The organism is Brucella sp. NBRC 12950, from assembly GCF_030268145.1.
Lineage (GTDB): Bacteria > Pseudomonadota > Alphaproteobacteria > Rhizobiales > Rhizobiaceae > Brucella.
The window spans coordinates 35,569-61,294 of sequence record NZ_BSQC01000015.1; the positions used below are offsets into that span (position 1 = coordinate 35,569).

The following is a 25,726-nucleotide window of genomic DNA, read 5'->3' on the forward strand; positions in this document are numbered from 1 at the left end:
CCGCACAGGCATGAATGTTATATGCTCTGGAATCTCTAATGTTCCCCTGCCTGTTTAGTGACGCAGACTGGCGCCATTTGTTTGCTCATGAACGGACAAAGAAAAATTAGCGACAATTCTTGTCGGGTGACTGCACCAATCGAAATGTTCTGGACACATATGTACACAATAATGTAACAATGGATGCCGTGGCAGTTCCAATCCAACGATCTCCGGCGTTTCGCCAAGGAACATGGTTAAGGATCAGCCGCCCATGGCTCAATGATATATCACCGCTGCGGTGCCTTGGTTTGGGGAACTCATTATGACGAGGCACTATTCGGCGCTAACGCTTCTTTGGGAAGGCCTGAGAGGTCAGAAGGGTTGGCAGCAGGCTTGGCGATCGCCGGATCCGAAGTCGCGATATGATATTATCATCATCGGAGGCGGCGGCCATGGCTTGGCAACTGCATACTATCTCGCCAAAGTTCACAACATCCGCAATATTGCAGTGATAGAAAAAGGTTGGCTTGGCGGCGGTAATACTGGCCGCAACACGACTGTCGTTCGCTCCAACTATTTCTTTCCCGAAAGTGCAGCGCTCTACGGCATGGCGCTTAGCCAGTACGAAACGCTCGGGCGCGAACTGAATTACAATATCATGCTATCGCAGCGCGGAATCCTGACACTTGCCCATAGCGAGGCGGACATGGAGATGGCAGCACGAACTACCAACGCGATGCAGATCAATGGTGCCGACGCCGAACTGTTCGGCATTGAGGATGTGCGTCGCGTCGCACCGCTTCTTAATTTTTCGCCCGAAGCGCGATATCCGATTTTCGGTGGGGTCTGGCAGGGCCGGGCCGGCACGGCGCGGCATGATGCCGTTGCCTGGGGATACGCTCGCGCAGCAGACATTCTGGGCGTCGATATCATCCAGTCCTGCGAGGTGCAGGAATTCATCATCGAGGGCGGGCACTGTCGAGGTGTTAAAACCAATCGTGGTGAGATTCGCGCCGATCGCATCGGCATGGCAGTTGCTGGTCACTCTTCCCATCTTGCTGCCAAGGCTGGGTTTCGGCTTCCGCTTACATCCTATGCCTTGCAAGCATGCGTCTCCGAGCCGATCAACCCGGCGCTCGATACCGTTGTGCTCTCTCCAAGCACGGGCGTCTATGTCAGCCAGTCGGACAAGGGCGAGATCGTGATCGGCGGTGGGCTCGACAGGGTTCCTTCCTATGGTCAACGCGGCAACCTGCCGGTTTTGGAGGATGTCATCTCAGGACTTCTCGAAATGTTTCCGTCGTTTCGCCAGCTGCGGATGATGCGCCAGTGGGCTGGTATCGTCGATGTACCGCCGGATTCCTCTCCAATTTTGGGCGAAAGCCCGTTGCCGGGGCTCTTTCTCAATTGCGGATGGGGCACTGGCGGCTTCAAGGCCATTCCCGCCGGCGGTATACTGTTGGCACATCTACTGGCGACGGGCAAGCACCACGACATCAGCCGTCCTTTCGATCTCGACCGTTTTGCACGCGGGCGTCTGATCGATGAAGCCGCCGGCTCAGGTATCGCGCACTAGGAGGCTATCATGCAACTTTTCCCATGCCCCTTCTGTGGTCCAAGAAGCGAGAGCGAATTCCACTATGGAGGTGATGCCTTCACTCATCGCCCCGAAGGCTTTCGCGAGGTATCTGACGCCGAATGGTCTGCTTACCTACACGACCGTAAAAATCTTCGTGGCGCCGCGAACGAGGTATGGATGCACATGACCTGCGGTGAAGTTTTCCGTCTGGAGCGGGATACGGTGCATCACGCGGTGGCGCGTTCCGTCGCATTGATGGATGGAGAGCAGCAATGAGCGCATGGCGTGGCCAGGTTGGGACGGCTGTCGACATGGCGCGGCCTCTGAACTTTGTTTTTGACGGGCGAACCGTTCCGGGTTTTGCCGGAGATACGGTCGCCTCAGCTCTGCTTGCCTCCGGCGTTTCCCTGCTTGGCCGCAGCTTCAAGTATCACCGTCCGCGTGGCCTGTGGGGTGCGGGTGTCGAGGAGCCAAATGTACTTGTCGATGTTGTTGGGGGTATGCCGAACACGCGCGCGACGCAGGTGCTTGCTGTCGATGGCATGGTGGTGCGAAGCGTTCACACCCAGCCGAGTGCCGAAAAAGACCGCCGCGCCTTCCTCGACGCTTTTTCACGCTTCATCCCAGCAGGGTTCTACTACAAAACCTTCATGTTTCCTGACTGGCATCTCTTCGAGCCGCGCATACGACAGATGGCAGGCCTCGGGACGCTTGACGCAACGGCAGTGGGCCCAGCTTCGGCAGACCAAGCTAACTTCCATTGCGACGTATTGGTTGTTGGTGCTGGGCCCTACGGCCTACAAGCGGCACGCAATGCAGTACGCGCCGGAAAGCGGGTCGTGCTTTGCGACAGCGGCTGCCAAATCGGCGGAAGCCTTCTTTTCCGCAGCGCGAACGTCGAAGGGAAAAGTGGCACCGAATGGACCGCGGATGTTGTGGCGGAGCTTAAACGAGGCGGTGCCTTGGTGTTGACAGACACAACAGCATTCGGCCTCTACGATCATCTCCTTGTCGGCCTCAACCAAAAGGTCGACGGGAACGGACCTGATCGGCTTTGGCGAGTCCGGGCCGGTTCGATCGTGCTTGCCACGGGCGCGATCGAACGGCCTTTGCCGTTTGGCAATAACGACCTGCCTGGCATCATGTCGGCTGAGGCTGCACTTGTCTATCTGAGACGCTTTGGCATCGTCGCCGGGCGCAACATCGTTGTCGCAACAAATAATGGGCATGCCTATGAGACTGCAGAGGCGTTGGCTGGCGCAGGCGCCAGCGTGACGCTCGTGGACTACCGGTCGGCAAGTTCCTCTCCCCCCGGTATGAGGGTTCTGGGCGGGCTAACGGTCATGTCCGCAATCGGCCGTGGAGGGGTGAAGGCCGTTCGGCTTTCTGATGGGAGCATGTTGGAGACGGATGCACTGCTCGTTTCGGGAGGCTTTACGCCTACGGTTCATCTTTATTGTCAGGCACAGGGTAAACTCGATTGGCGTGATGATATCCTGGCTTTCGTACCCGGAGGGCCTGTAGAAGGCTTGGAAGTTGTGGGTGCCGCCGCGGGAAATTTTCAGCTTCCTGTAGATCTGGCTGACCGGCCTAGCCATGATTTCGGTATTGTTGCTGCCTGGCCAAAGCCAGCTGCGAAGGATCGTGTCTGGATCGATCTGCAAAACGACGTCACCACCAAGGACGTAGAACTGGCGGTACGCGAGAATTTCGTCTCGGTTGAGCACGTCAAGCGTTACACCACGCTCGGTATGGCAACTGAGCAAGGTAAAACCTCTAACCTCAACGGCATCGCGCTGATGGCCGAAATCACCGGTCGCCGTATCCCCGACGTCGGCACAACAACTTACCGCCCACCCTTTGCACCTGTTCCACTTGCATGCTTTGCCGGTACACGAGCTGGCACGCGGATGAAGCCGCTGCGACGCTTGCCGCTGGAAAAGGCGCATCGCGAAGATGACGCTGTGTTCCGTGAGTATGGCGGGTGGCTTCGTCCGGCCTATTACGGAGCGGGCGCGCCGTATGAACGGATCCAGGCTGAAGCAAAGGCGGCTCGAACAAGCGTTGCGCTGTTCGACAGTTCGCCGCTCGGCAAGATCGAAGTTATTGGGCCAGACGCGGCGAGCTTCCTGGACTTCATTTACTACAACACTATGTCGACGCTGGCGCCCGGCCGTTGCAGGTACGGTTTCATTCTTTCGGAAGGCGGTAACATTTACGATGACGGCGTACTCGTACGGCTCGACGAGAACCGCTTCATTGTCTCTTGCTCTTCCTCTCATGTCGCAGGTGTTCATGCTCTTTTGGAAGAATGGCGTCAGGACCGCTTCGACAGGCAGCGGGTTTTCATCCACAACGTAACGGCCGAGATGGCGACATTGACAGTCAGCGGTCCACTATCGCGCGAACTTCTGGAAACTATCGACCTGGGAATTGCGCTCGACGATGCGACGCTGCCGCATATGACCACCGTTTCGGGAGCATTTGAGGGCGTGGCGGTGCGAATTTCTCGCGTCAGCTTTACCGGCGACCGCTCCTACGAAATTTCCGTGCCAGCCGATTCCTCTGAGGCACTCTGGGCGCGACTTAAACAGAACGGCCAGGCTTTCGACGCTGTGCTGCTTGGACTCGAGGCTCTGATGATCTTACGCTCTGAAAAAGGCTATATAGTCATCGGTAAGGATACCGATGGCACAAGCCGACCTATGGATTTTGGCGCGACCGCGCCATTGGAACGTAAACAGGTCGAGTTCATCGGGCGCCGGTCTCTCCTCACTGAGGACGCAGTTCGACCTAATCGTCGGCAATTTGTCGGGCTCGAAGCGGTAGATGACCAGGAAGTGCTACAAACTGGCGCGCACGGCATAGAGAGAGTTGATGGCGGTGTGCGCACTATCGGCTATGTCACGTCGAGTTATTTCAGTCCTTGGTTGCAGAAGCCGATCGCGCTTGGATTGATCGAACGCGGATTGTCGCGCACAGGTGATGTGATCGAGCTGCAGCATCTGGGGAAGGTCAAGCGCGCACGCATTGTATCGTCTTGCGCTTTCGACGGAGAAGGGAGCCGCCTGCATGTTTGACAACGCGCGTAAATGGCAGGCAGAGCCCGATTGGCAGCAAGCCCGGATTGTCGAAAGATCGGTCAAAATTAGCAGCCGGACTGGTTTGCACCAACGTTTCGTCAGCGGGAATATCGAGCGTTTCCTCGGTACCTACAATCTTGGTCGGGATGTCGGAGCGCTCAGCATTGCACTTGGCGATCGTTACGCCGTGCGGATGGCACGTGATCGCCTGCTGGTCGTAGGCATATCTGTCTCCGAGCTGGCGGATGGATGGCATGACGAAGGCTTTGCTGTATCGACCGCAAGTTCGGCCCTTCGACTGCTTGAGGTCGAGGGACGGGGCATTGTTGATCTATTGAGGCGGACGACTTCGATCGATCCGGATAATCCTGGACCCTGTGCGGCGATCTCGTTTTGCGACGTGTCCGCTGTCGTATACCGGCATGCCGGGCCTCAGCTCCTTCGAATTCACTTGGATCGCGGGTACGCCGCCTATGTCTGGGATTGGCTCGAATGTCATCCACTCTTTTTGGGAGATGGCATGCGCGTTGAGGATGCGTAAGATTTTCAAAGTGGAAGGAGCCTCGCATTAACGCGAGAGATATGGGAGTTGAGAGAATGAGAAAGACATTGATCATTGGAGCCGCACTAAGCGTGCTCCTGGGGGCTGCAGCGCGGGCGGACGACCTCACCATCGCCGTCGTAGGCCCATTGACGGGGCCGCTCGCGACGATCGGCGACCAGTTCAAGCAGGGAGCGCAAGCCGCAGCCGATGACATCAATGCCAAAGGTGGAGTCCTTGGCCGGCCTATCAAGCTGCATCTTGAAGACGATCAGTGTGATCCAAAACAGGCTGTCTCGGTCGCCAACCGTGTTGCGGCCAGCGGGGTCAAGTTCATCGATGGCCATGCTTGCTCCGGCGCGAGCATTCCCGCATCTGCAGTCTACGCCGAAAATGGCGTCTTGATGATGAGCCCAGCCTCCTCCAACCCTTCCATGACAGACGATGCGGTTACCAAGGGTTGGACGAGCATCATGCGCCTTTATACACGTGACGACGCGCAGGGCGCTTTCATTGGTCCCTGGATCACCAAGGAATATGCGGGCAAGAAAGTGGCAATCCTGCATGACAAGACTGCCTATGGTCACGGGATCGCGGATGCGGTGCGCACTTCCATGAACGCGGGCGGCTTCAAGGAAGAAGTTTTCGAGGGCATCAATGCTGGCGAAAAGGATTTCAACGCGCTCATCACGAAGCTGAAGGACTCCAAGGTCGACGTCGTCTACTTTGGCGGTTATCATCCGGAAGCTGCCCTGATCCTCCGTCAGGCGGAAGAGCAGGGATACAAGTTCCAACTCATTATGCCTGATTCCATCGCATCACCGGAATTCTGGCAGGTTGCCGGCGAGGCCGGTGAGGGGACGCTGTTTGTCTTCCCTTCTGATCCACAAGCCAAACCCGAGGCGAAGGCCGCGGTTGAAAAAATCCAATCGGGTGGTTTCAAGCCAGAAGGCTTCACGCTCTTCTCCTACGCGGTTATCCAAGCGTTCGCACAAGGCATCGAACGCGCCGGTTCGGACGACCCTGCCAAGGTAGTAGAAGCTCTCAAGAATGGTAAGCCGATCGACACGGTCGTCGGTAGTATCAGCTTCGACGATAAAGGCGACATGACGGGCGCAAGCTACGATATCAACCGGTGGAGCAAGGGTACGTATGCCCCGATAGCGAAGTAAATCGGCTCGGTACGCTTTCTATCCATGGGTGTTCTTTTTTGCCCACTAGGAACTGGCGAAGTAATCCGGCAGTTCCTAGTGGCTGCCCTCTACACCGCCCGGCTTTGCGACCTCGACATCGATTTAAGAGACTACATAAAAGAAGGTAAAACTATGCAAGAAACGACACGTAGATGGGAGACGCTGCTAAACCAGACGCGTGATCAAGCTGTCGCGGAATTGCTTGAGTTTATTAGCATTCCTTCGGTTTCTGCCAATATTGCCAATCTTCCGGATATGCGCAAAGCAGCCGCCTGGGTCGCCGATCGTTTAAAGAATGCAGGTATCTCTAATGCTGCAATATTGGAAGCCGGCGACCATCCCATCGTTTTTGGCTCTTGGATGGGGGCCGGTCCGGGCAGACCAACTGTTCTGATCTATGGTCACTACGATGTGCAGCCAGCAGAGCCTTTCGAGCAATGGACGACACCACCTTTCGATCCGCAGGTGAGGGAGGGGCGGATTTATGGAAGAGGCGCCACCGACGACAAGGGGAACATGCTGGCCCCGATTCTCACTGTTGAAGCTATGCTGCAGAGCGATGGTCGCTTGCCTGTGAATGTTAAATTCCTGTTCGAGGGACAGGAGGAAATTGGCTCTCCCGACATGCCGGGCTTCGTTGCTGAAAACGCAGAACTGCTCGCTTGCGATATGATTTTCTCCGCGGATGGGCTGCAATGGTCTCCCGAGCAGCCGCAGATCGTCGAGGCGTTAAAAGGCATCGTCGATTTTGAACTCATTGTACGAGGGCCTTCGAAGGATCAGCATTCCGGACTGCATGGCGGCGGCATTGCAAACCCCGCGATGGGACTGGCTCACCTCCTCGCTTCGATGCGTTCTCCTGACGGCGTGGTCACAATAGAGGGCTTTTACGATGATGTGGTCGCGCTTTCCGACGATGTGCGCGCGGCGATTGCGCTCGTTCCTTACGATGAGGCCGCATATCTAGCGGAAACGGGAGCAACGGCAGTCGACGGCGAGCGAGGGTATTCGACACGCGAGCGGCTATGGGCCCGGCCGACACTGGATGTGAATGGACTAACAGCCGGTTGGCAGGGCGATGGTGGCAAGACAGTTTTGCCCGCACAGGCGAGCGCGAAGTTCACGTGCAGGCTTGTTGCAAACCAAAATCCGCGTCAGATTCAGGACCTGATCCGCGATCATGTAGAGAAGAATTGTCCGTGGGGTCTGACGGCTGAGCTCATATCCGAAAACAATTGGGGAGAGCCTTTCCTCGTGCCCGCCGGACATCGACCGACCGAGGTCGCCGCCGCCATACTTGAGGAAGTCTATGGCGCAGCTCCATACAGAACGCGCCTAGGTGGCTCCATTCCCGTGATGACGACGCTGCAGCAGGCGACAGGAGTTCATGCGACCATGCTCGGTTTCGCGCATGCGGATGAAAACTTGCACGCGCCAGACGAGTTTTTTCGCCTCGATGCCTTCGAGAAGAGTAAGCTGATTTACGGGCTTCTTTTGGAACGTATAGGCGCAGACCTCTAGTCCGAGCCAGAAGGCTATCCGAAATTTTCCCCCGTTGACGTCGTCCTCGTCGAGGGCGGGGAATGCTGGATCAGCCACTTTGATCTCGCGTGGTTAGCCAAACGTGTTTCAGAATCCGGACCGCGCAGAGGGTGCCTTGCCCACTACTTACGATTTCGCGCCGTTAGTTTTCGTCTTTAATGCGAAATTTGTAATATTGAAGCTACAGCGGTTCGATCCCCTCTTTAAAAGCGGGGGAAGATGAATTCTGTATATCAGGGCGCCTTTTCGGGTTCACCTCCTCTGAAGGAACCCAAAAGCAGATGTGTCACTGCGCTATTTGCGACACCAACAGCGCCGGAGCACAGGCGGCACATAAGCATAGGGTATTCTTTCCATACATATATTCATATAGTTTCTATCCACGAGAATGATGCGGTACACCATTCCTTGCGTTCTGAAGGTCGTGATTTGATGGCGGCTTCATGCGCTAGGTTTTAAGACAGGCGCAGCCTTAGCATCAATGGGCTGCAAGAATACACATGGAGACAGAAATAGTGGTTCGCGAAACGGAAGGAAAATCCGGCAAAAACAATTGGCTTAAACTCGCGATAGAAATTCTGATCCGGGAAGGCGTTGACCAAGTAAAAGTGCAGGTAATAGCAAAAAAACTTGGAGTATCTCGCTCAAGCTTTTATTGGTTCTTCGATAGTATTCAGGACTTACATAATCAGTTGCTCGATTACTGGCTCAGGAAGAATACGGGTCCAATCATTGAACGAGCCATGCGTCCGGCACCCACTATTAACAAGGCTGTATGTAACGTATTCGAATGTTGGATTGACGATGATCTTTTTGATCCAGCCCTCGATGTAGCCATACGTTTTTGGGGACGGCATGACGCGAACATTCGGGCGGTTGTGGATAATTCCGACCAACAACGTATTGAGGCGTTACAACGTATGTTTATGCGCTTCGATTATGCTGAAGAAGAAGCAATGACGCGCGGCCGCGTCATTTATTACAATCAGATTGGACATTTTACGCTGCAGGTTAAAGAAAGCATCGAAGAACGTTTATCGCATTTGCGCTCATATCTCCTCACGTTTACCGGGATAGAGCCCACAGCAGACGATATGGATTCTCTCGTATGCTCGACGCAAGGCGGAAAATAAATCCAATTTTGCAATTAAGGCCTGTCATGGACTGCCAATCAAGGCGAGACACGTCTAATAGTCCGACCTGATCCAAACCGCTCGACTAATCCTGCCTTCAGGACCTTGATATCCTTGTAGCAGAATTTAGTGGAGCATCTCGTTGGCGTCTTTCCATATTATATTCGTCGTTGGCTCGTATAAGGCTTCAAGCCATGCGGTGCCACGTGCCTATGCTACATCGAAGGCAATTGTGACATCCGAAGCTCTTGGTCTTGCGCATAGAGCCTTGAACAGAGTTTCCGTCTGTCGGATCTCCGAAAGCTGCCGCTACAACATCGACGACAATAACGAACACAATCTTATCGTTGCAAACGTGGATGCCATTCGTAATGGTCGAGCAGCAGCTAAAGGAACGAGTGTTTGAACGGAGCTTCGCCTATGTATTCATCAGCGAGCCGCGGTTTCAGGGCTCCGATCCTTGAGAGATTGGCGCTGCGTTGTGAGTATGCTGATGAGAACCAGGAGTACCCCTAGAACCTGCACTAACGTTAGAGATTGACCGAGAAAACCCCACCCGAGAATTACGGCGGTCAACGGGCTGAGGAAGCCTAGGGACGACACGAGCGCGGGCTCAAGACGGGATACACCGCGAAACCAGATGATGTAGGTTGCTGCGGCCCCGATCAGACCAAGCCACAGGAAACCTGCCATATTCTGCAAGCTCGGTGACGGCAGCATTGGTTCGAGCAAAAGTGCCAGAACAGCCAACAACAATCCGCCTGCCGTCAGTTGCCAGGCCGTGAACGTCAGAGCTGAAACGGGAGGTTGCCACTTGCGGCTCAGAACTGTTCCGAATGCCATCGAGACTGCCGCCCCCGTGCCCGCAAAGATACCAATCATGTCCAGTTTCGCATTCGGAGCCAGCACAAGAAGCCCGACACCGCCTATTCCGACCAAGGCCGCAAGAATCCCACCAAGCTTCAACCGCGCGTCCATCAGGACACGGGCAAGAACGACCACGACCAGAGGTTGGATAGAGCCGACAGTTGCAGCGACGCCTCCAGGCAGCCTATAGGCCGATACGAACAAAAGTGACCAGAAGACTGTGAAGTTGAGAATCCCGAGAATGAAGCTGCGCCACCACCACACTCCTGTAGGCAACTGCCTGACGATCGCGAGAAGCAAAAGACCCGCCGGGAGTGCCCTGAGCGCCGCAACTGTGACAGGATATCCAGATGGCAGAAATTCTGTCGTGACGATATAGGTGCTGCCCCAGACCGTCGGAGCAATCGCGGTTATCAAAACATCGACGCCATGGCCGCGACACCCCGAGGAAGAACTGTGACCGGCCGTTGTTGTATGTGTCATGATCATGCGAACTCCAGTACTTCGCGCAGATCACACCGGGGTTTCTGCGGCCAGTTATTGGCCGTGGCTTTGCCGACAGTCATCAGCAGGACGGGGACTTCATCACCGGCAAGTCCGAAGTCTCTACTGACCGCAATGGGATCGAAACCAACCATGGCCCCCGTTGCCAGGCCGTAACCGGCTGCCGCGTACATCAGGTTCGCAGCGCCGAAAGTCGCAGATCGGATCGCTTCGTCGCGCTGCATTTGCGGATCATTCCCATACATGTGGTGAACAGCATCAACCCAGCCGAGCGCAACTGTTTCCGGCATGAACCCCGCAGTAACGGAGAGGCGAAGAATTCGCTGGAGATCAATCGTTTTGGGATTGCGACCGCAGACGATGAAAGTGGCGGCCGCTGCCTTTATTTTGTCTTGTCGACCCGATGCCTCCCACAACAGCTCTTTTGCCTCCCGCGAGCGTACAGCGATGAAACGCCAGTTCTGAAGATTGAATGCGGTTGGTGCGAGTGTGGCCAGTCGAACAAGCTCACAGAGCATCGCATCATCGATGCTTGCATCTGTATCGTAGTGGTTGGTCGAAACGCGACGTTCGATCGCGTCGATGATAGTTTCGGGCTCGAGGTTGATTTTATGCAAAGGCACCATGGCTATCTCCATTTCAAGATAGCGGCAATTTATAACCCTTCTTCCATTTGTTAATGATCGAATTTATATCGACACTCGAAACAGAGAGTATTGAATATGGAACGATTAACAGCTCTTACGGCTTTTCGCCGCACTGCTGAGAAAGGCAGCTTCGCAGAAGCTTCAAGAGGCCTTGGGATGACACCTGCCGCGATAGGAAAGAACGTTGCCGAGCTCGAAGCTAGGCTTGGCGTTCGCCTGTTCAACAGAACCACACGACGGATGAGCCTGACAGAGGCCGGATTGATGTACCTCTCGCGGATTGTACCTCTTCTTGACGGGCTTGATGAGGCGGATCAGGCTATGGGGCCTCTCAATTCGAAGCCGATTGGTACGCTTCGCGTCGCGGCGCCGATGACCACGACCTTGGTCTGCCTATCACGAGCTATTCCGAAATTTCTCGAGCAATTTCCTGATATCAAACTGGACCTTGACCTGAACGACAGGCGTGTTGATATCGTTCGCGACGGTTTCGACCTTGCGATCCGCGGAAGCGACGCGCTCGAGGACACGAGCCTTACAGCTCGCAAACTGATGACCCTACCGCACGTCTTGTGCGCGTCACCTCGATACCTGGAGGCCGCGGGAACACCCGTGACACCTGAAGATTTGAAGGGGCATAACTGTATCCGTTTCAGTCTTTCCGGCCATGCCGACGTTTGGGAGTTCTACAACGGGGACGAGCGAGTATCGGTCCCCGTACAAGGTCGCTATTCGGTTACGACCAGCCTCGCGGTTCGCGATGCCCTGTTGGAGGGCTTTGGCCTGAGTTTGATACCCTTACGTTACGTGGCTGAGGATCTTGCCAGTGGCGACCTCGTTTCGCTTTTGCCAGACTGGACCAAGGTCGAATTGTCGGTCTACGCCATCTATCCGTCTAGGCATCAACTTTCGCCGAAGCTCAGGGTATTCCTCGATTTCGTGGTCGCGGAATTGCGGCAATTCTAATTAGCAGGTCATGGGCCAACTGCAATCTTGCGTTTGCGCCAATTATCAGTAGCGAAATCGATGAAAACACACAGCCTTGCTGATATGAAACATGCACGTGCCCAAAGTATAATGAAATGGCCGGATGCGGCGTGACTGTCGCTCATTGTTGATGACATTGGAGCAAATCGGGAAAGGTGGAGTCGTGTTGGGTGACGATATCCCGTGCGCCTATTCAAGGCTGGCACATGAGCGTGACCCCGACGGGAACTTGATCACCTTTGCGACGCCTCCATCGCCGGATCATTCGCCTCCGTAATCCAGTGACATTCAGTTGAGAACAGCTATTTTCTTTTCATATTAACAACGATCGCAAAGATGTAGGAGCCAACCCGCCAGCTTCCTTGCCGGCAATGCGCGCAGGTCGGCCGTCTAATGGCACAATATTCTGTCATGCAAGTCGGATTTCTCTAGGGTTTTGTCTTTTCATAGGCGCTGAATAGATCAGTTACGAGAACACCATTGATCTTCATTCCAGTCAAATCGGCGTCTTTGATGTCTGCGTCTGCCAAGGTGACACCGCGCATTGTCAATCGCGATAAATTTGCATTAGTGATGGTGACTCCGGACATATTGGCGTTGTTAAAACGCGCGTCTGCAAGGCTGATATCGTCAAAAAGCGTTTCGCTCAAATTCGTATCGGTGAATTTTGCCTTAGTTAGAACCGCGTAAAATTGCGCTCCTGCGAGGTTCACACAATCGAAATTTGCGCCTGACATATCGACTCGCTCGTAATGCACTCCCTGCATTTGAAGGCCATCGAATGGATTGTGTTCGTGACGATCGCTCATGTTTCCTCCTGTCAGTTCTTATCGTTGTCTGAAAGTCTGCCAGATTGCACACTCATTTGCGACCGTCGAATCTGAAATTAGAACGGATCCATACGAATTCTGGCCATCCCGTTTATTGCTGAATTTTCAAGCCACCCGATAGCCTCGGTGACCGTAGTGTCCAGAACGGCGGACGTCATTAATACCGGGGAGCGGCACCCAAGGAGGTCGGAAGCGGTTATGCAAAGTTCTCAGGCTATATGGCAGCTGTACCTTTCCGGCCTTTCAAGACCAAACGGTCCTTTTCCGGACTGACCTTCTATTCGGATAATGCAGTTTTTAATGCACATCTCCAATTTGGCGTATTGGCTGGCGTCGGCGGCAGGGCGTTTATCTGTGCCGCCATCCTTGCTGGCCTTCTGGTTCGCAAGACAAACTCGATCTCGCTCAACCCATGTAGGCATATCGATTTCAACGGCTCATTGCTGATAACCTATGCGATCAACTGAATGGCCACATTCCCTGAATTCTTTGGCGTAAGGTCCCGCTGCTCCGATCGGTTGTCGTGAGCGGGCCAGTTGTGCTGGCAGTTCAGCGGGAGGAATAGGCAGCGCCTAAGCTAAGATACTGTGGGAATACGGGCGATAACCTTGATCTCAACATCGAACCCCGCGAGCCAGTTCACACCGACAGCTGTCCAGTTTGGATAAGGCGCGTTCGGGAAAACCTCGGTTTTCACCGCCATGAATGCCTCGATTTGAGACTCCGGATCTGTATGGAAGCTGGTCACATCAACGATATCCGCAAAACCGCATCCGGCTGCCGACAGGACGCTCTTAAGATTCTCAAAGGCGCGGCGGACCTGTGACGGATAGTTTGGCTCAGGACTGCCGTCTTCGCGGCTGCCGACCTGGCCGGACACGAAAAGCAGATCCCCAGAGCGAATTGCTGCCGAATAGCCGTGCGCTTTGTAAAGTGCATGGCGGTTCGCAGGGAAAACAGGAATGGGAGTAGTCATATTTACCTCATGGAACGAAAGCCTTCACAGGCGGCAAGGTTTCAGATACGATGCGTATGTGTAATTGACATACGCATCGTATGTCAATCCGGGTGTGCAGGAAAGGAAATCTTAGTGGTCGGAAATGCGTCCAGAAGTCGGTCGGCAATGATGGAGGAAACTCGTCTGAAGCTGATTGCCGCGGCGAGGCTTGCCTTTGCCGAAAAGGGGTTCGCCAATGCTTCGATGGACGATCTTACTGCTACGGCCGGACTCACGCGGGGCGCTCTCTATCACCATTTCGGAGACAAGAAGGGGCTGTTGGCAGCAGTCGTGGCACAAATTGATGGAGAAATGGCCGAGCGGGCTCGGCAGACAGGTGAACAAGCTTTGACTGGTTGGGCCGCGCTGGAAGCGCAGGGTTTGGCTTACATTGAGGCGGCATTGGACCCCGAGGTTCAACGTATCGTGTTGTTGGACGGACCGGCCTTTCTGGGTGATCCATCGCAATGGCCCAGCCAGAGCGCATGTCTTGAGGATACCCGCATGGCATTGACTGAGATGTTCGAGGCGGGTGTGCTCAAGCCGGTTGACATCGAAGCTGCGGCGCGCCTGCTGAACGGCGCGGCTCTTAATGCAGCACTCTGGGTCGCGTCAAGTGGCGATCCGCACGCAACACTGCCCAAGGCATCGGCCGCTTTCAAGCTGTTCTCATCCGGTTTCCTGGCAACCTAAGTTGAGAACATCAATGCGGCAGTCAACGGTGACAGCGCCTTCTCATCCTGTGTGAGCTGTTGTTTCAACTCTACTTTTCTTGGCCCACGTGTCAGGGCACTGGGCAAAATGTCAGTCCGTGGGAGCATGATCCTGATACCAGCTTGGCGGCGAGACACCGGCGATGGCGTATTGGCGCGCAAGGCATTCACCGCAGGTATCCTCGTCGAATGCACAAGGAAGGCTCGCTTTTTGAGCAAGGCCACAGCCCCTACAACTCGACAATCTTAACGAAGATGAATTGCGCAGCCGGGGCTAGGGACCTAATATTCTGCGTAACTTCCCCGTAAGTTTCGATGGCCATACGTCTTTGCCTCGGTGCGCTTCAACGGTCGACGGACGACCGCTTTGGTGACGGAACGAAAGGACGGGCATGAATAAGATCATTTCAGGTGTAATCGTTTGCATAATGCTGACAGCGTGCAGCCAGACGGAAAAGGGTGCAGGAATTGGCGCAGCGGGAGGCGCCATCATTGGCGGGCTGGCAAGCGGCACATGGGAGGGCGCTGCAGTCGGAGCTGCGGCGGGTGGCGTGGGCGGGGCCGTGGCAGGTAATATCAGCGAACGCAACGACAGGAACCGCCGCGAACGCTGGGAACAACAGGACGGCCGCGGCTATGGGTGCAGATACCGGGATTATTACGGTCGCTGCCGATAAATATTGTGGTTTGGCTGACACATATCAAAGGCGAGATGGATACCGGACGATGTTCGATCTTTCCGGTCTAAACGTCCATCGCAGTTTGATGATGTCCTACAACCGGATTGTCACGACATCACGACCGTCGAGTTTATCTGAACCAGAGCCGTAGTTTTGCTGTAAAGACTATCGGAGTGATAGTCAGAAACTTGACTGATTAGGCGACTATGAAACTTCTACTCATCGAAGACGATCCGGAAATGACTGATGCGTTGAGGGCAGCCCTCTCGCAGCATGGTATCGTTATTGACGCTGTTGGAAATCTGGCAATGGCACGGGAAGCAATCGCTATGGCGAATTATGACATCGTCCTCATCGATCGGCAGCTGCCGGATGGAGATGGCAGTACATTCCTCGGTGATTTGCGCCGCGCGGGTTCAAATACGCGATCGATAATCATTTCCGCCCTAAGGACGACCGGCGAGCGTATTTCCGGACTCAATGACGGTGCTGATGACTATTTGCCGAAGCCGTTCGAAATTCCCGAGCTGATTGCCAGAATGAGCGCTGTGCTGCGGCGGGCTCCGACAACGGGGTCGTCCGTTCTAGCTGCCGGAAATGTTACCTATGATCGTGTTTCATGCGATGTGCGCGTCAACGGCGTTCGTATTGCGCTAACCCGCCGGGAGTTGCTCATTATGGAAACACTTCTAAGAAATCGCGGTCGTACAGTGTTGCGCTCGTCTCTTGAGGGGCACGTGTATTCCTTCGACGATGAGATCCAATCGAACTCACTGGAGTCCAATATGTCTCGCCTGCGAAGAAAGCTCGGTGAAGCGGATGCCGACATTGTCATTAAGAACATTCGTGGCATAGGCTACTATCTTCATGAGCAGAACTAGAATGACCACAACATCGCTTCGCTGGCGGTTCACTCTTGGCTTTATTGTCCTACAGTTATGTGCGGTCATCGCCTCGCTGGGCCTGGTGTTTTATCTTCTTTCGGGCATCAAACCTGATGTGGCAATAACGTCAGTGTGGGTGTCTCAGGAAATAGCAGATTCGATTGATCTTGGGCCGGACCGTCGGCCCCGCCTTGAACCGACAGCCAAACTGACAGAAATGATGAACGACGCCCCTGACTTGTGGTTCGTGGCGGATATGGGCAACGATACTATTCTTGTCCATGGCGCGCCTCCCGACAACATCGCAGACAACATACAATTCTTGCGGACGTTTAGAAGCGTTGAACTCCATGGTTATCTGGATGATCCAATGAGTGTAGCCCGCATGGAGCGTTTCGACACTCAAGCCGGTAAGGCAACGATTTTTGCGGGCGGAATTTCTATGTCTCAATACGGTTTGACCGTGTTGCTGGGGAACCTTGCCATCGGCGTCCCGGCGCTCATCCTTGTCGCCATTTCCCTGATTGGGGTTCCGGTTGTGACACGGTGGGCACTGCGTTCGTTCAGCGTTCTGGCAAATCGCCTCGACAGGATTGTTCTCGACACACGTGGCGCTCTGGTGGAAGAGCATGGCTTGCCCAATGAGGTGCTTCGCCTGGTGCGCGACATTAACAAAGCGCTGCGTCGTCTTGATAGTGGGTTCGAAGCGACGGAACGCTTCTTCGTTAACGCCGCGCACGAACTTCGAACACCGATCGCTATTTTGCAGGTGAGAATCGATACCCTTTCACCAAGTGCAGACAAAACGCACCTACAGACGGCCACCAAGCGACTTACAGTTATCGCGAACCAGCTTTTAGATACTGAGAAATACCGGCAGAAGCCGCAGCAGAATTTACCTATCGATCTTAATAGGGCTCTATCAAACGTGGTTGCCGACCTGGCTCCCCTGGCGATCGCCGAAGGCTATGAGATTTCCTTCGACAGCGATGCCGAAGACGTGTTCATTCGTGGTGATGCTGAAGCTCTGGAGCGTGCATTTGTCAATCTGGTGCGCAACGCAGTCCAGTACGGAGGTGGAAGGGGCCAGATATCAGTTGGTATTGAAGCTGACGGAAGTGTGACTGTAGCCGATCAGGGCTGCGGCATTGCCGATGATAAGCAAGCGCGTATATTTGAGCCGTTCTACCGGGTCAGCCCTCACGGCTCAGGTGCGGGCCTTGGGCTCAGCATGGTCAACGAGATCGTGACGCGCCATGGGGGGTATGTCGAGGTCTCTTCCGCTCCCGGTGAAGGCAGTATCTTTGCGGTTCGTTGGCGCGACATGCGCGTTTTCCGCAAGTTGTAGGGAGCCGCCGGTAGCGCCGACTGTGCTATCGTTGGTTTAGTCGGTTGATACCAGCTGAATAAGACTGTCACCGTCTTTGACGTCCGGCGGACCCTCTTCGGGGTGCCATCCACCTTGCCGACAGGCTTTGTCGATTGGTTAGCCTTGCAATGTGCGTCAAACATTGACGGCTGAAAATTAGTGTCAGGACGCTGAGCAGTTGCCAGCCGCGGCAACCAGTACCCGTAATTTTGGGGTAATTTTCATGACCGAAAAAGCCACCAGTTTTCAATGGCATGGACCAATATTTAATGACACGACACATTACCCGCAAGCGTTTCACCCTGGCGACCGCGGTCCTAGTGGGTCTGCTGGTTGTCTGGCACCAGTTTCTGCGTACACCGGCAAAGCCAGAACTGGTCACCGCTCAGGCGCGAACGGGCGACATTGAGGAGGTCGTATTGGCGACCGGAGTTCTCGAACCGCTTGAGCTGGTGCGTGTCGGTGCTCAGGCTTCGGGTCGCGTTGAGCACCTGGCGGTCAAGATCGGCGACGTTGTCGAGGCTGGCCAATTGGTAGCCGAGATCGATGCCCAGACCCGGCGCAATACCTTACGGGACCGAGAGGCTGCTTTGGCCAATATCCGTGCGCTCCACACCGCGCGTATGGCTGGTCTGGTGAAAGCCGAAAAGGATCTAGAGCGCCAGCATGAGTTGCTCAAAGGAGGTTCGACGGCGCACGCCCAGTATGACACAGCCGTCGCTGCGCGAGATAGTGCGCGGGCGGAAGTCCATGCACTGGAGGCTCAGGTCGCTCAGGCGCAGATCGCGCTTGAGTCCGCTGGTATAGAGCTTGGCTATACCCGAATTACCGCCCCAATCGGTGGCACCGTGGTAGCGATTGTCACCGAAGAAGGGCAGACCGTAAATGCGCTGCAGACCGCTCCGACTATCGTCATGATCGCGCGATTGGACACAATGACTGTGCGCGCTGATATTTCCGAGGCTGATGTTGTGCGTGTAAGGCAGGGGCTACCGGTTTGGTTCAGCATTCTTGGCGAGCCGAGACGCCGCTTCGATGGTGAGTTACGTCAAGTGGAACCGGCCCCGGTAACTATCTCCAACGAGAGCAACACCGCGGCAAGCGGGGTTGGCTCAACGAACGGCGCGGTCTATTACACCGGTTTGATCGACGTAGCAAACGCCGACGGGGTTCTGCGGCCCTCCATGACGGCGCAAGTATCGATCGTTCTCAGCCGCGTTAGCGGGACCCTGCTGGTCCCGCTGAGTGCTGTAGAAGGCGCGCCACGCGCCAACGATATCGCACGCATCCGGGTACTCGACGCAGGGGGAGAGATCCAGATCCGACAGGTCCAGGTCGGCGTCGACAATGGCTCAGAAATTCAGATCCTTAACGGCCTTAAGGCAGGTGAGATCATCGTGCTGGGAGCGTCTACAGACGAGCGTGCAGATGGCCAGGCTCAGCTTGCAGTGGCGAAGCAGTAGGACAGTGCTATGACAGAGCCACTGATCCGCTTACATGGGGTATCACGCGCTTTTCCCGCAGGCGACGAGATGGTGCGGGTGCTGAAAGACGTCGATCTCGACATAAAAACAGGTGAGATGATGGCCATCATCGGTGCCTCGGGCTCTGGAAAATCAACCCTTATGAATATCCTTGGCTGTCTCGATCGTCCAACGACCGGCAGCTACTGGATCGAAGGGCTTGAGACGTCGAAGATGACCGTCGACGAACTGGCTGCGCTGCGCCGTGAGCGGTTTGGTTTCATCTTTCAGCGTTATCATCTGCTTGGAGACCTTAGCGCGGCTAGTAACGTCGAGGTACCGGCCATCTATGCCGGGCGCAGCGGGGTAGACCGGCGTAAGCGGGCCCTTTCACTGTTGGGTCGACTGGGCTTGGCCGAGCGGGCGGGCAATGTCCCGGGCAAGTTATCGGGGGGGCAGCAGCAAAGAGTGTCGATCGCCCGTGCTCTAATGAACGGCGGCGAAATAATTTTGGCGGACGAGCCGACAGGAGCACTGGACACACATAGTGGCGCCGAAGTGATGACAATCCTGCGGGAGCTGCACGCAGAGGGGCACACCATTGTCCTTGTTACTCACGACAAGAAGATTGCCGAGCAAGCGGATCGTGTTGTAGAAATCAGCGACGGCGTTATCATTTCCGACGAGCTCAATATATCCAAGTCAGCCGCGATGGCTCGTCCCATCCTCCAACGCCCATCGAATGCTGGTTGGCGTGGCGCATTTGATCGGTTGAGTGAAGCCTTTCGTATGGCGGGCGCGGCAATCTGGGCACACAAGATGCGTTCGCTTCTCACAATGCTGGGCATCATCATCGGTATAGCCTCGGTGGCGGCAATCTCGGCCCTTGGGGCCGGCTCGCAGCAACAAATCCTAAACAGTATCAGTTCGCTCGGCACCAACACGATCGAGGTGCGTGTCGGGAAAGGCTTCGGTGATCTTGAAGCCGGCAAGATACGGACCTTGGTACCATCCGACGCCGAAGCTCTCGCGAACCAGCCGTATGTCGATAGCGTGACGCCAACTATCTCGACTGACGTAACTGTCAAGCGCGCCAATGTGGCAGTCAATGCGCAAGTTAACGGCGTTGGAGCAGATTTCTTTCGCGTAAGGGGCCTTGAATTGGCGCATGGAAAATTGTTCGATCCCAGGGATATTAACGGCTCCAGCCAGAAGGTAGTGATAGATGCAAATGCCGCGCGAGACCTGTTTCCTGACCGAGTAAACCCAGTGGGACAAGTCATCCTTCTGGGCACAATGCCGGCGAGGGTCGTGGGCGTGACAAAACAGGAAAATTCTTTCGGCCCGGCGATTGATACATTGACTATTTATGCGCCTTACACGACAGTTATGGGCCGCATGCTGGGTCGTCCGAACGTCGAAGGCATAACGATCCGCATTAGCGACGATGTTGATCCAGGAAATGTTGAGGCAGCGGTTTCGCGCCTTATCGAGCGTCGGCACGGCGCAAAAGACTTTTTCCTCACCAACTCGGCGACCATTCGCGAAACCATCGAAACTACCACGCAAACCCTGACGTTACTGATTTCGTCAGTCGCCGTGATCTCACTGATAGTCGGCGGCATAGGTGTGATGAACATCATGTTGGTGTCAGTGACTGAGCGCACCAAGGAGATCGGTGTTCGTGTGGCTGTTGGAGCTCGCCGCAGCGACATCCTCTCCCAGTTCCTAATCGAGGCCATCTTGGTCTGCCTCGTGGGCGGCTTGATGGGCGTGATAGTCGCTTTCGGGATCGGCACGCTCTTTAACGTGTTGAGCCCCAACTTTAAAATGATCTTCTCCGCAGGTTCCATTGTAATAGCTTTCGCCTGTTCAACCATTATCGGTGTGGTATTCGGCTTTCTCCCCGCGCGCAACGCCGCCAATCTTAACCCGATCGAAGCCCTTGCGCGCGACTAGGGAAGAGGCTGATCCGCAGCGATGTCGCCGAAACGGAGAGGAACGACGGCAATTAAGGTGGAAAGCCGCCTGCTAAGCCTGTGCCCGTTACAGTCCCGCTGTGATTATTGGATTTGGCGTAGCGTCAGGATACTGACGCATGCAAGGCGACATCTAGCGAACGGCGGCCATTGCCAGCGAGCCAAGGCACGAATTTCACAAGTTCGGGGTTAATTTCGCGCATGAGTTCGAGATCAATCAGCTCTGCAAGCGGCCCGCTTTCCAGGCTCTTTGCCATATGTGCGAGGTCAGCGTTTGCAGCGAGAACGTCTTCAGAAAGCCGGTCATAGGTTATTGGGCGACCGGCTGCTTCACTGAGAGCGACCTCAAGCTCGTGTCCAGTCAGGCGGTCGCTCGCGATCTTAAGGGTTGCGCCGCCAAAACGGGACTTATTAGAAAACACGGCAGCAACGAACCTGCCGATGTCTTCCACAGAGATTAACTGAATGGAGTGATCCGGCCGGATGAGGGAAACCAAACGGCCCTCATCCAGACCGAAACCGGGGCGCACCAGCATCTCCATAAAAATCGTTGGTCGGATGATAGTGATGGTCATGTCCAGTTGTCGAACATGGGCTTCGATGCGGGATTTCGCATCGAAACGTGGAACGCCTGTCAGTTCATTGCCCACGCTAGCGCCCGATGAATAAACAAAATGGTTGATGCCCGTTTCAGCAGCAATATCTGCGATCGAGATACCATGACGAATTTCGTCCTCGGCGGCCAGGTTTGCTGGCAACACGCTGAAGACACCATAGGCGCCTTTCATCGCCGAGCGGATTACATTGGCTTCTTCAAATGAGCCCTGCACAAGCTCGATTCCAGCATTTCGCAATTGCACAGATGCAACTTTGCTGGAATCCTGAACGAGCGCGCGAACGGACCATCCTGCCTTCAACAAGGCTTTGGCGACAGATCCTCCTTGTCTTCCAGTGGCGCCGAAAACGAGAATGGGATGCTTGCTATTGGTCATTTGAAACCCTCGCGTTAAACAAGAGCCATCCATATATACGAATAATATTCAGCTGGAAGACGGCACATTTTCCAGCGTTAGTAACAAGGATGATACCTATGGAAGAAGAAATCGATGCTGGCAAAGCGCGCGGACCAGAGAAAGACAGGCAATTCAGGCCCATTCCGTCAAATGGAGTTTGCAGTCTGCTGAGTGACAAATGGACGGTGCCGGTTCTGTTGCGTCTTTCTATCGCTGAGGATCATCGGCTCCGCTTTTCAACATTGAGAAAAGAGGTCGGCGAAATCACCCAACGCATGCTGACACGAACTCTGCGCAATCTCGAGCGAGACGGCTTCGTTATACGCCACTATTTCCCTGAAGTGCCGCCACGTGTCGAATATGAACTGACGGATATCGGCCATGGAGCCTTCCACGCCCTTGAAGGGTTTAATTTATGGTTGCGCAACAATATGGATGTCATCAAGGCGCGCAGACTGGCTTACGATCGAGTAGAGTACTAAACCCAGGTCCCCAAGCTGTGCTCAGAGGGTCAGAGGTCGCCTCAGCTTAGCAGAGCTGGTTGCTACAGATTTTATATTTTTAATTGGTGCGCGTCGGCTATGTGCGATTATTCCGATCGACCACACAACCCTCTGTCAATCCAGGAAGCGGTCAGTCTCATACTGCAATGTCACGTGGGCAGCGTCAAAAGTAGTCATTCGATTGAAACCTCCAGGCCGCCCCGCCTTCCCAATTGGAGAATATGCAGTCATGGTGGGCACATCCAGCATGGCGATGTATTGTTTCTCGTCTTCGGCGGGTGGGATATCTCCGATGAGCTCCAGAGGATGCGGTTGCTGAACCAATCACCCCATCGAGGCGGGCGAATTCAACTGCTTATAGGCTTTGCAATAGTCCTCGCTTCAAGATGGCTTCGCTCTTAAAGGCCGTTGCTCGTTTCAGAATATTTGATGGACGCTTCTGATGCACTTCTGTTTTCAATCAGCGATCTGACTCTGATTGATTGAACAGTACAGACTTAAGCGACTCCATCAAATCACTGAACGCGCCTTATAGTGCGTTGGCAACCGCAGCGGCCTGACGAAACGAAACCAGCTTTCGGTTCCGCTCGTCCCACAGCACTAGCTTCACGCATTGCAGGCTTTGCCATAGGGTGATCCTGCCGATTTCGCCTAACTCCGGATGGTCTCGCAGAACCTCCTGTAGGCGATAATAGGGAACCCTGCTGGAGAGGTGGTGCACATGGTGGACGCCAATGTTTCCGGTTATCCAGCGCAAGACAAGCGGCAGATCGTAATGAGAAGCACCATGCAAGGCAGCTTTCGGAAACTGCCATTCCGGTGCTTTCGACCAGTGCGTTTCCTCGAACTGATGTTGCACGTAGAAGAGCCAGACGCCGATCGATCCGGCCAACAGAACGATAGGCAGATGGACCAATAGAAACGATACCGGTCCAATTGCCCAAATCAACAGTGAGGCAACCAACGCCACAACGACGTTGGTAGTCATTGTTGATATCCAGGGGAGGGCGCCGTCGCGCATCATGCCGATTGGCAGGCGTTGCTGGAACAGAAAAAGCCACGCGGGCCCTAAGCCGAACATGACCAGCGGATGCCGATAAAGACGATAACCCAACCGTCCCCACCAGGAGCGGTCGTGGTATTCGCTCACAGTGAGAGTGGTGATGTCGCCAACACCGCGCTGATCGAGATTTCCTGTTGAGGCATGATGAGTTGCGTGCGCCATACGCCAATAGTCATATGGTGTGAGGGTGAGAACGCCGAGAACGCGACCGGTCCAGTCGTCGAAGCGACGGCGCGCGAAGAAGGAGCCATGGCCACAATCGTGCTGGATAATAAATAGGCGGAGCAGAAAACCAGCGGCGGGAATAATCATGACCAGGCCCCACCAGAGACCCAAATGCACCGCAAGCCAAGTCAACATCCAGAATACAACGAAGGGGATAGCTGTCACTGCGAGTTCGAAGATGCTGCGGCTTATCCGAGGTGTGCGATATTTCAAGAGAACCTTCAGCCAGGCCTTTTCGTCCGAGCTTTCCCCAGTCTCGGAAATTGTCTCTTTACTCATTGTTGGTGACCTGCCTTCAGTAGGGCTGCAGTTCGATAAAATTGTTCCGCGTGTTGATACTGAATCTTTGCTTCGATGTCATCGTCGGCACGCACGCTTTCGGAGGCAAGGAGAATATGCTGTGCGTATCGACGTATCAGGTTCTCGGAAGCTGTGTTCGCCGCCGCAGTAATAGGCGGGCAGGTTAGTGTAGAGCCGGGGCGAGAAATGCGGTGAGCTGAATTCAATAAAAGATTCAAGCCTTGAACGGCTCGCTCCTCAAAGTTTGTAATATCAGAAATAATCGACGGCGACTGATGCAGACTATCTGCAAGTAATATCACACTTTAAAGACGGCATCGCGCTAATATCTCTGCATATAGTGCTATCGAGGCCGATTGATGTTTATGCCGCACTCATAACGTCGACAAATATGGCCTTCTTTGTAAATGTGCTTCGAAATCCATTGCGAGTGCAGATCATGTATGGATTGATTTTCTAGCGTTACCTGAATTTGATTTTAAATTTAGGCGGCGAGCTGAGTGTGATCGAGCATCGTACCACGCTATATTGGAAAAACCAGCTCAAGGCATCATGCCTTCGGTCCGGTCCGGTGGACAACACATTTTTTCAACGCGATGAATACGTGGTTCGAAGGACTTGAATCAAGGCCGGGAATGTTGACTGGTTATCTGGAAAATTGAGTGTACAGCAATCACGGTAGATTTGCCTTCAAACATGCTGTCGATTAAATAAGCACCCGCGAAATGTCCGCGGGTGTCTGCTCAGCTAACGCTAATTACAAGTATCAATAGCCGTGCGTCCCATCATAACCGTTGATTTTTGGTGCGAGCCAGCCTTCAGGTTTACGCGTTGGCCTGTAGACTTCAACGATGAGTGGATAACAGGCGGCAGTATCGGATGAATGCTCTGAAGAGCAATCGCCGCCGGGGCATGCTGACATACAGCCCAACAAGTCTATTTCAGCGAAGAATTCGATATAGTCCCCGGGGCGAACAGGGCTTGCTTTCATGAAATATTGTCCTGTATCCCGCGTGAAACCTGTGCACATGAAAACGTTGAGTACATCGTGAACAAAGTTGCCAGCCTCTTCAAGCGACTTGCCTGTCTCTTTGGCAAAGGCGCGTGTCAGATTGGAGTGGCAACAATGATGATACTGGCCGCCATCGCTCAGCAGATTGTGGGTATACGGATCACAACGGGTTCCAATGACGTCGTGTACCGAGCCACCAAATTCGTCGAAGCCGTACCAATCCAGCGTGTCATGCGTGATCGTTGCAATGGGACGCAGATAAGGCATATTCGAGAAAAGTTGATCCCCCGCGCCGACATGCGTTCCATTGAGTGCACGTGTCTTGCCCGTATACAGCCGTTCACGTAGATTTTTGGCGTTGAACAGGTTTAGGTCACCCACCTGCGAACCTTCGCTACAGATGATGCGGCAGAAATGTCCTGCAGGCACCTTCCAGCAAGCTGCATCCCTAGCCGGAACGACGGTGCGTTCAACAAATTCCAGTTGATCGCGCAGCGCACGATAGGCTGCAAGATCCGGGCGCGGCAGTGTATCGACGGGGTAGCAGATCACAGGTTTTATCGCCTTGCGAGCAGATGCATCTTCTGGCGCAAGGGTAATGGGCTCAGGTTTCATCCCTGTGTTTCTCCTGGATATC

The 25,726-nt window shown here is 54.5% G+C and carries 24 protein-coding genes; 17 read left to right on the forward strand and 7 right to left on the reverse strand.

From position 1 onward, the window contains the following. Positions 1–304: 304 nt before the first annotated feature. From QSJ70_RS22010 to QSJ70_RS22045, 8 genes are all read left to right on the forward strand, one after another. Positions 305–1,558 carry a sarcosine oxidase subunit beta family protein gene (locus QSJ70_RS22010; protein ID WP_285539633.1) on the forward strand — a complete coding sequence of 418 codons (1,254 nt, stop codon included), beginning with the start codon at positions 305–307 and terminating at the stop codon, positions 1,556–1,558. 9 nt (positions 1,559–1,567) lie between these two features. Then, the gene (locus QSJ70_RS22015) at positions 1,568–1,837 is read left to right on the forward strand and encodes a sarcosine oxidase subunit delta (RefSeq protein WP_285539635.1); all 270 of its coding nucleotides are present in this window, start codon (positions 1,568–1,570) and stop codon (positions 1,835–1,837) included. Further along, the gene (locus QSJ70_RS22020) at positions 1,834–4,641 is read left to right on the forward strand and encodes a 2Fe-2S iron-sulfur cluster-binding protein (protein WP_285539637.1); all 2,808 of its coding nucleotides are present in this window, start codon (positions 1,834–1,836) and stop codon (positions 4,639–4,641) included. The genes QSJ70_RS22015 and QSJ70_RS22020 overlap by 4 nt, the downstream gene beginning before the upstream one ends. Next, positions 4,634–5,185, forward strand: coding sequence for a sarcosine oxidase subunit gamma family protein (locus tag QSJ70_RS22025; RefSeq protein ID WP_285539639.1), 552 nt, complete (start codon positions 4,634–4,636; stop codon positions 5,183–5,185). Before QSJ70_RS22020 ends, QSJ70_RS22025 begins: the two co-directional genes overlap by 8 nt. Before the next feature lie 56 nt (positions 5,186–5,241). Next, complete coding sequence (locus QSJ70_RS22030) at positions 5,242–6,357, forward strand: branched-chain amino acid ABC transporter substrate-binding protein (RefSeq protein ID WP_285539641.1); 1,116 nt, start codon at positions 5,242–5,244, stop codon at positions 6,355–6,357. 153 nt (positions 6,358–6,510) lie between these two features. Beyond that, positions 6,511–7,899 carry a dipeptidase gene (locus QSJ70_RS22035; protein WP_285539643.1) on the forward strand — a complete coding sequence of 463 codons (1,389 nt, stop codon included), beginning with the start codon at positions 6,511–6,513 and terminating at the stop codon, positions 7,897–7,899. 536 nt (positions 7,900–8,435) lie between these two features. Further along, on the forward strand, positions 8,436–9,053 hold the full coding sequence (locus QSJ70_RS22040; protein WP_285539646.1) for a TetR/AcrR family transcriptional regulator: 618 nt from the start codon (positions 8,436–8,438) through the stop codon (positions 9,051–9,053). Between the two features lie 142 nt (positions 9,054–9,195). Continuing rightward, complete coding sequence (locus QSJ70_RS22045; protein WP_285539648.1) at positions 9,196–9,459, forward strand: hypothetical protein; 264 nt, start codon at positions 9,196–9,198, stop codon at positions 9,457–9,459. Between the two features lie 23 nt (positions 9,460–9,482). On the opposite strand, the gene QSJ70_RS22050 is transcribed toward QSJ70_RS22045, so the two are convergent. Together QSJ70_RS22050 and QSJ70_RS22055 are read right to left on the reverse strand one after the other, a co-directional pair. Further along, positions 9,483–10,403 (reverse strand): EamA family transporter, encoded by a 921-nt coding sequence (locus tag QSJ70_RS22050; protein WP_285539651.1) that lies wholly within the window; start codon positions 10,401–10,403, stop codon positions 9,483–9,485. 2 nt (positions 10,404–10,405) lie between these two features. Further along, on the reverse strand, positions 10,406–11,050 hold the full coding sequence (locus QSJ70_RS22055; RefSeq protein ID WP_285539653.1) for a nitroreductase family protein: 645 nt from the start codon (positions 11,048–11,050) through the stop codon (positions 10,406–10,408). Positions 11,051–11,146: 96 nt separating this feature from the next. Between QSJ70_RS22055 and QSJ70_RS22060 the strand changes: the two genes are divergently transcribed. Beyond that, entirely contained in the window at positions 11,147–12,037 is an 891-nt protein-coding gene (locus tag QSJ70_RS22060; protein ID WP_285539655.1) for a LysR family transcriptional regulator, read from the forward strand. Positions 12,038–12,486: 449 nt separating this feature from the next. Here QSJ70_RS22060 and QSJ70_RS22065 read toward each other — a convergent pair whose 3' ends face one another. Further along, positions 12,487–12,867: a pentapeptide repeat-containing protein gene (locus QSJ70_RS22065; RefSeq protein WP_285539657.1), complete on the reverse strand. Its 381-nt coding sequence runs from the start codon at positions 12,865–12,867 to the stop codon at positions 12,487–12,489. Positions 12,868–13,106: 239 nt separating this feature from the next. Between QSJ70_RS22065 and QSJ70_RS22070 the strand changes: the two genes are divergently transcribed. Next, a complete protein-coding gene (locus tag QSJ70_RS22070) occupies positions 13,107–13,355 on the forward strand; it encodes a hypothetical protein (RefSeq protein ID WP_285539659.1) in 249 nt (82 codons plus the stop codon). 110 nt (positions 13,356–13,465) lie between these two features. Here QSJ70_RS22070 and QSJ70_RS22075 read toward each other — a convergent pair whose 3' ends face one another. Continuing rightward, the gene (locus QSJ70_RS22075) at positions 13,466–13,864 is read right to left on the reverse strand and encodes a RidA family protein (protein WP_285539661.1); all 399 of its coding nucleotides are present in this window, start codon (positions 13,862–13,864) and stop codon (positions 13,466–13,468) included. Between the two features lie 147 nt (positions 13,865–14,011). Here QSJ70_RS22075 and QSJ70_RS22080 point away from each other — a divergent pair, with 147 nt between their 5' ends. The 6 genes from QSJ70_RS22080 to QSJ70_RS22105 all read left to right on the forward strand — a co-directional run bounded on the left by QSJ70_RS22080 (position 14,012) and on the right by QSJ70_RS22105 (position 20,953). Then, the gene (locus QSJ70_RS22080) at positions 14,012–14,578 is read left to right on the forward strand and encodes a TetR/AcrR family transcriptional regulator (protein WP_502871710.1); all 567 of its coding nucleotides are present in this window, start codon (positions 14,012–14,014) and stop codon (positions 14,576–14,578) included. A gap of 412 nt (positions 14,579–14,990) precedes the next feature. Further along, positions 14,991–15,275, forward strand: a complete 285-nt coding sequence (locus tag QSJ70_RS22085) for a YMGG-like glycine zipper-containing protein (RefSeq protein ID WP_285539663.1) — start codon at positions 14,991–14,993, stop codon at positions 15,273–15,275. 209 nt (positions 15,276–15,484) lie between these two features. Continuing rightward, positions 15,485–16,159, forward strand: a complete 675-nt coding sequence (locus QSJ70_RS22090) for a response regulator transcription factor (RefSeq protein WP_285539665.1) — start codon at positions 15,485–15,487, stop codon at positions 16,157–16,159. A 1-nt stretch (position 16,160) separates the two neighbouring features. After that, complete coding sequence (locus QSJ70_RS22095; protein ID WP_285539667.1) at positions 16,161–17,510, forward strand: sensor histidine kinase; 1,350 nt, start codon at positions 16,161–16,163, stop codon at positions 17,508–17,510. 290 nt (positions 17,511–17,800) lie between these two features. Further along, positions 17,801–18,994 (forward strand): efflux RND transporter periplasmic adaptor subunit, encoded by a 1,194-nt coding sequence (locus QSJ70_RS22100; RefSeq protein ID WP_285539669.1) that lies wholly within the window; start codon positions 17,801–17,803, stop codon positions 18,992–18,994. A gap of 9 nt (positions 18,995–19,003) precedes the next feature. After that, a complete protein-coding gene (locus QSJ70_RS22105) occupies positions 19,004–20,953 on the forward strand; it encodes a MacB family efflux pump subunit (RefSeq protein ID WP_285539671.1) in 1,950 nt (649 codons plus the stop codon). 124 nt (positions 20,954–21,077) lie between these two features. Here QSJ70_RS22105 and QSJ70_RS22110 read toward each other — a convergent pair whose 3' ends face one another. Beyond that, entirely contained in the window at positions 21,078–21,965 is an 888-nt protein-coding gene (locus tag QSJ70_RS22110; RefSeq protein WP_285539673.1) for an NmrA/HSCARG family protein, read from the reverse strand. A 98-nt stretch (positions 21,966–22,063) separates the two neighbouring features. Here QSJ70_RS22110 and QSJ70_RS22115 point away from each other — a divergent pair, with 98 nt between their 5' ends. Then, a complete protein-coding gene (locus tag QSJ70_RS22115; RefSeq protein ID WP_285539675.1) occupies positions 22,064–22,468 on the forward strand; it encodes a winged helix-turn-helix transcriptional regulator in 405 nt (134 codons plus the stop codon). Between the two features lie 550 nt (positions 22,469–23,018). On the opposite strand, the gene QSJ70_RS22120 is transcribed toward QSJ70_RS22115, so the two are convergent. Both QSJ70_RS22120 and QSJ70_RS22125 read right to left on the reverse strand, forming a co-directional pair. Further along, the gene (locus QSJ70_RS22120; protein ID WP_215781272.1) at positions 23,019–24,056 is read right to left on the reverse strand and encodes a fatty acid desaturase; all 1,038 of its coding nucleotides are present in this window, start codon (positions 24,054–24,056) and stop codon (positions 23,019–23,021) included. Between the two features lie 787 nt (positions 24,057–24,843). After that, positions 24,844–25,704 carry an urea carboxylase-associated family protein gene (locus QSJ70_RS22125; protein ID WP_285539679.1) on the reverse strand — a complete coding sequence of 287 codons (861 nt, stop codon included), beginning with the start codon at positions 25,702–25,704 and terminating at the stop codon, positions 24,844–24,846. Between the last annotated feature and the right edge of the window lie 22 nt (positions 25,705–25,726).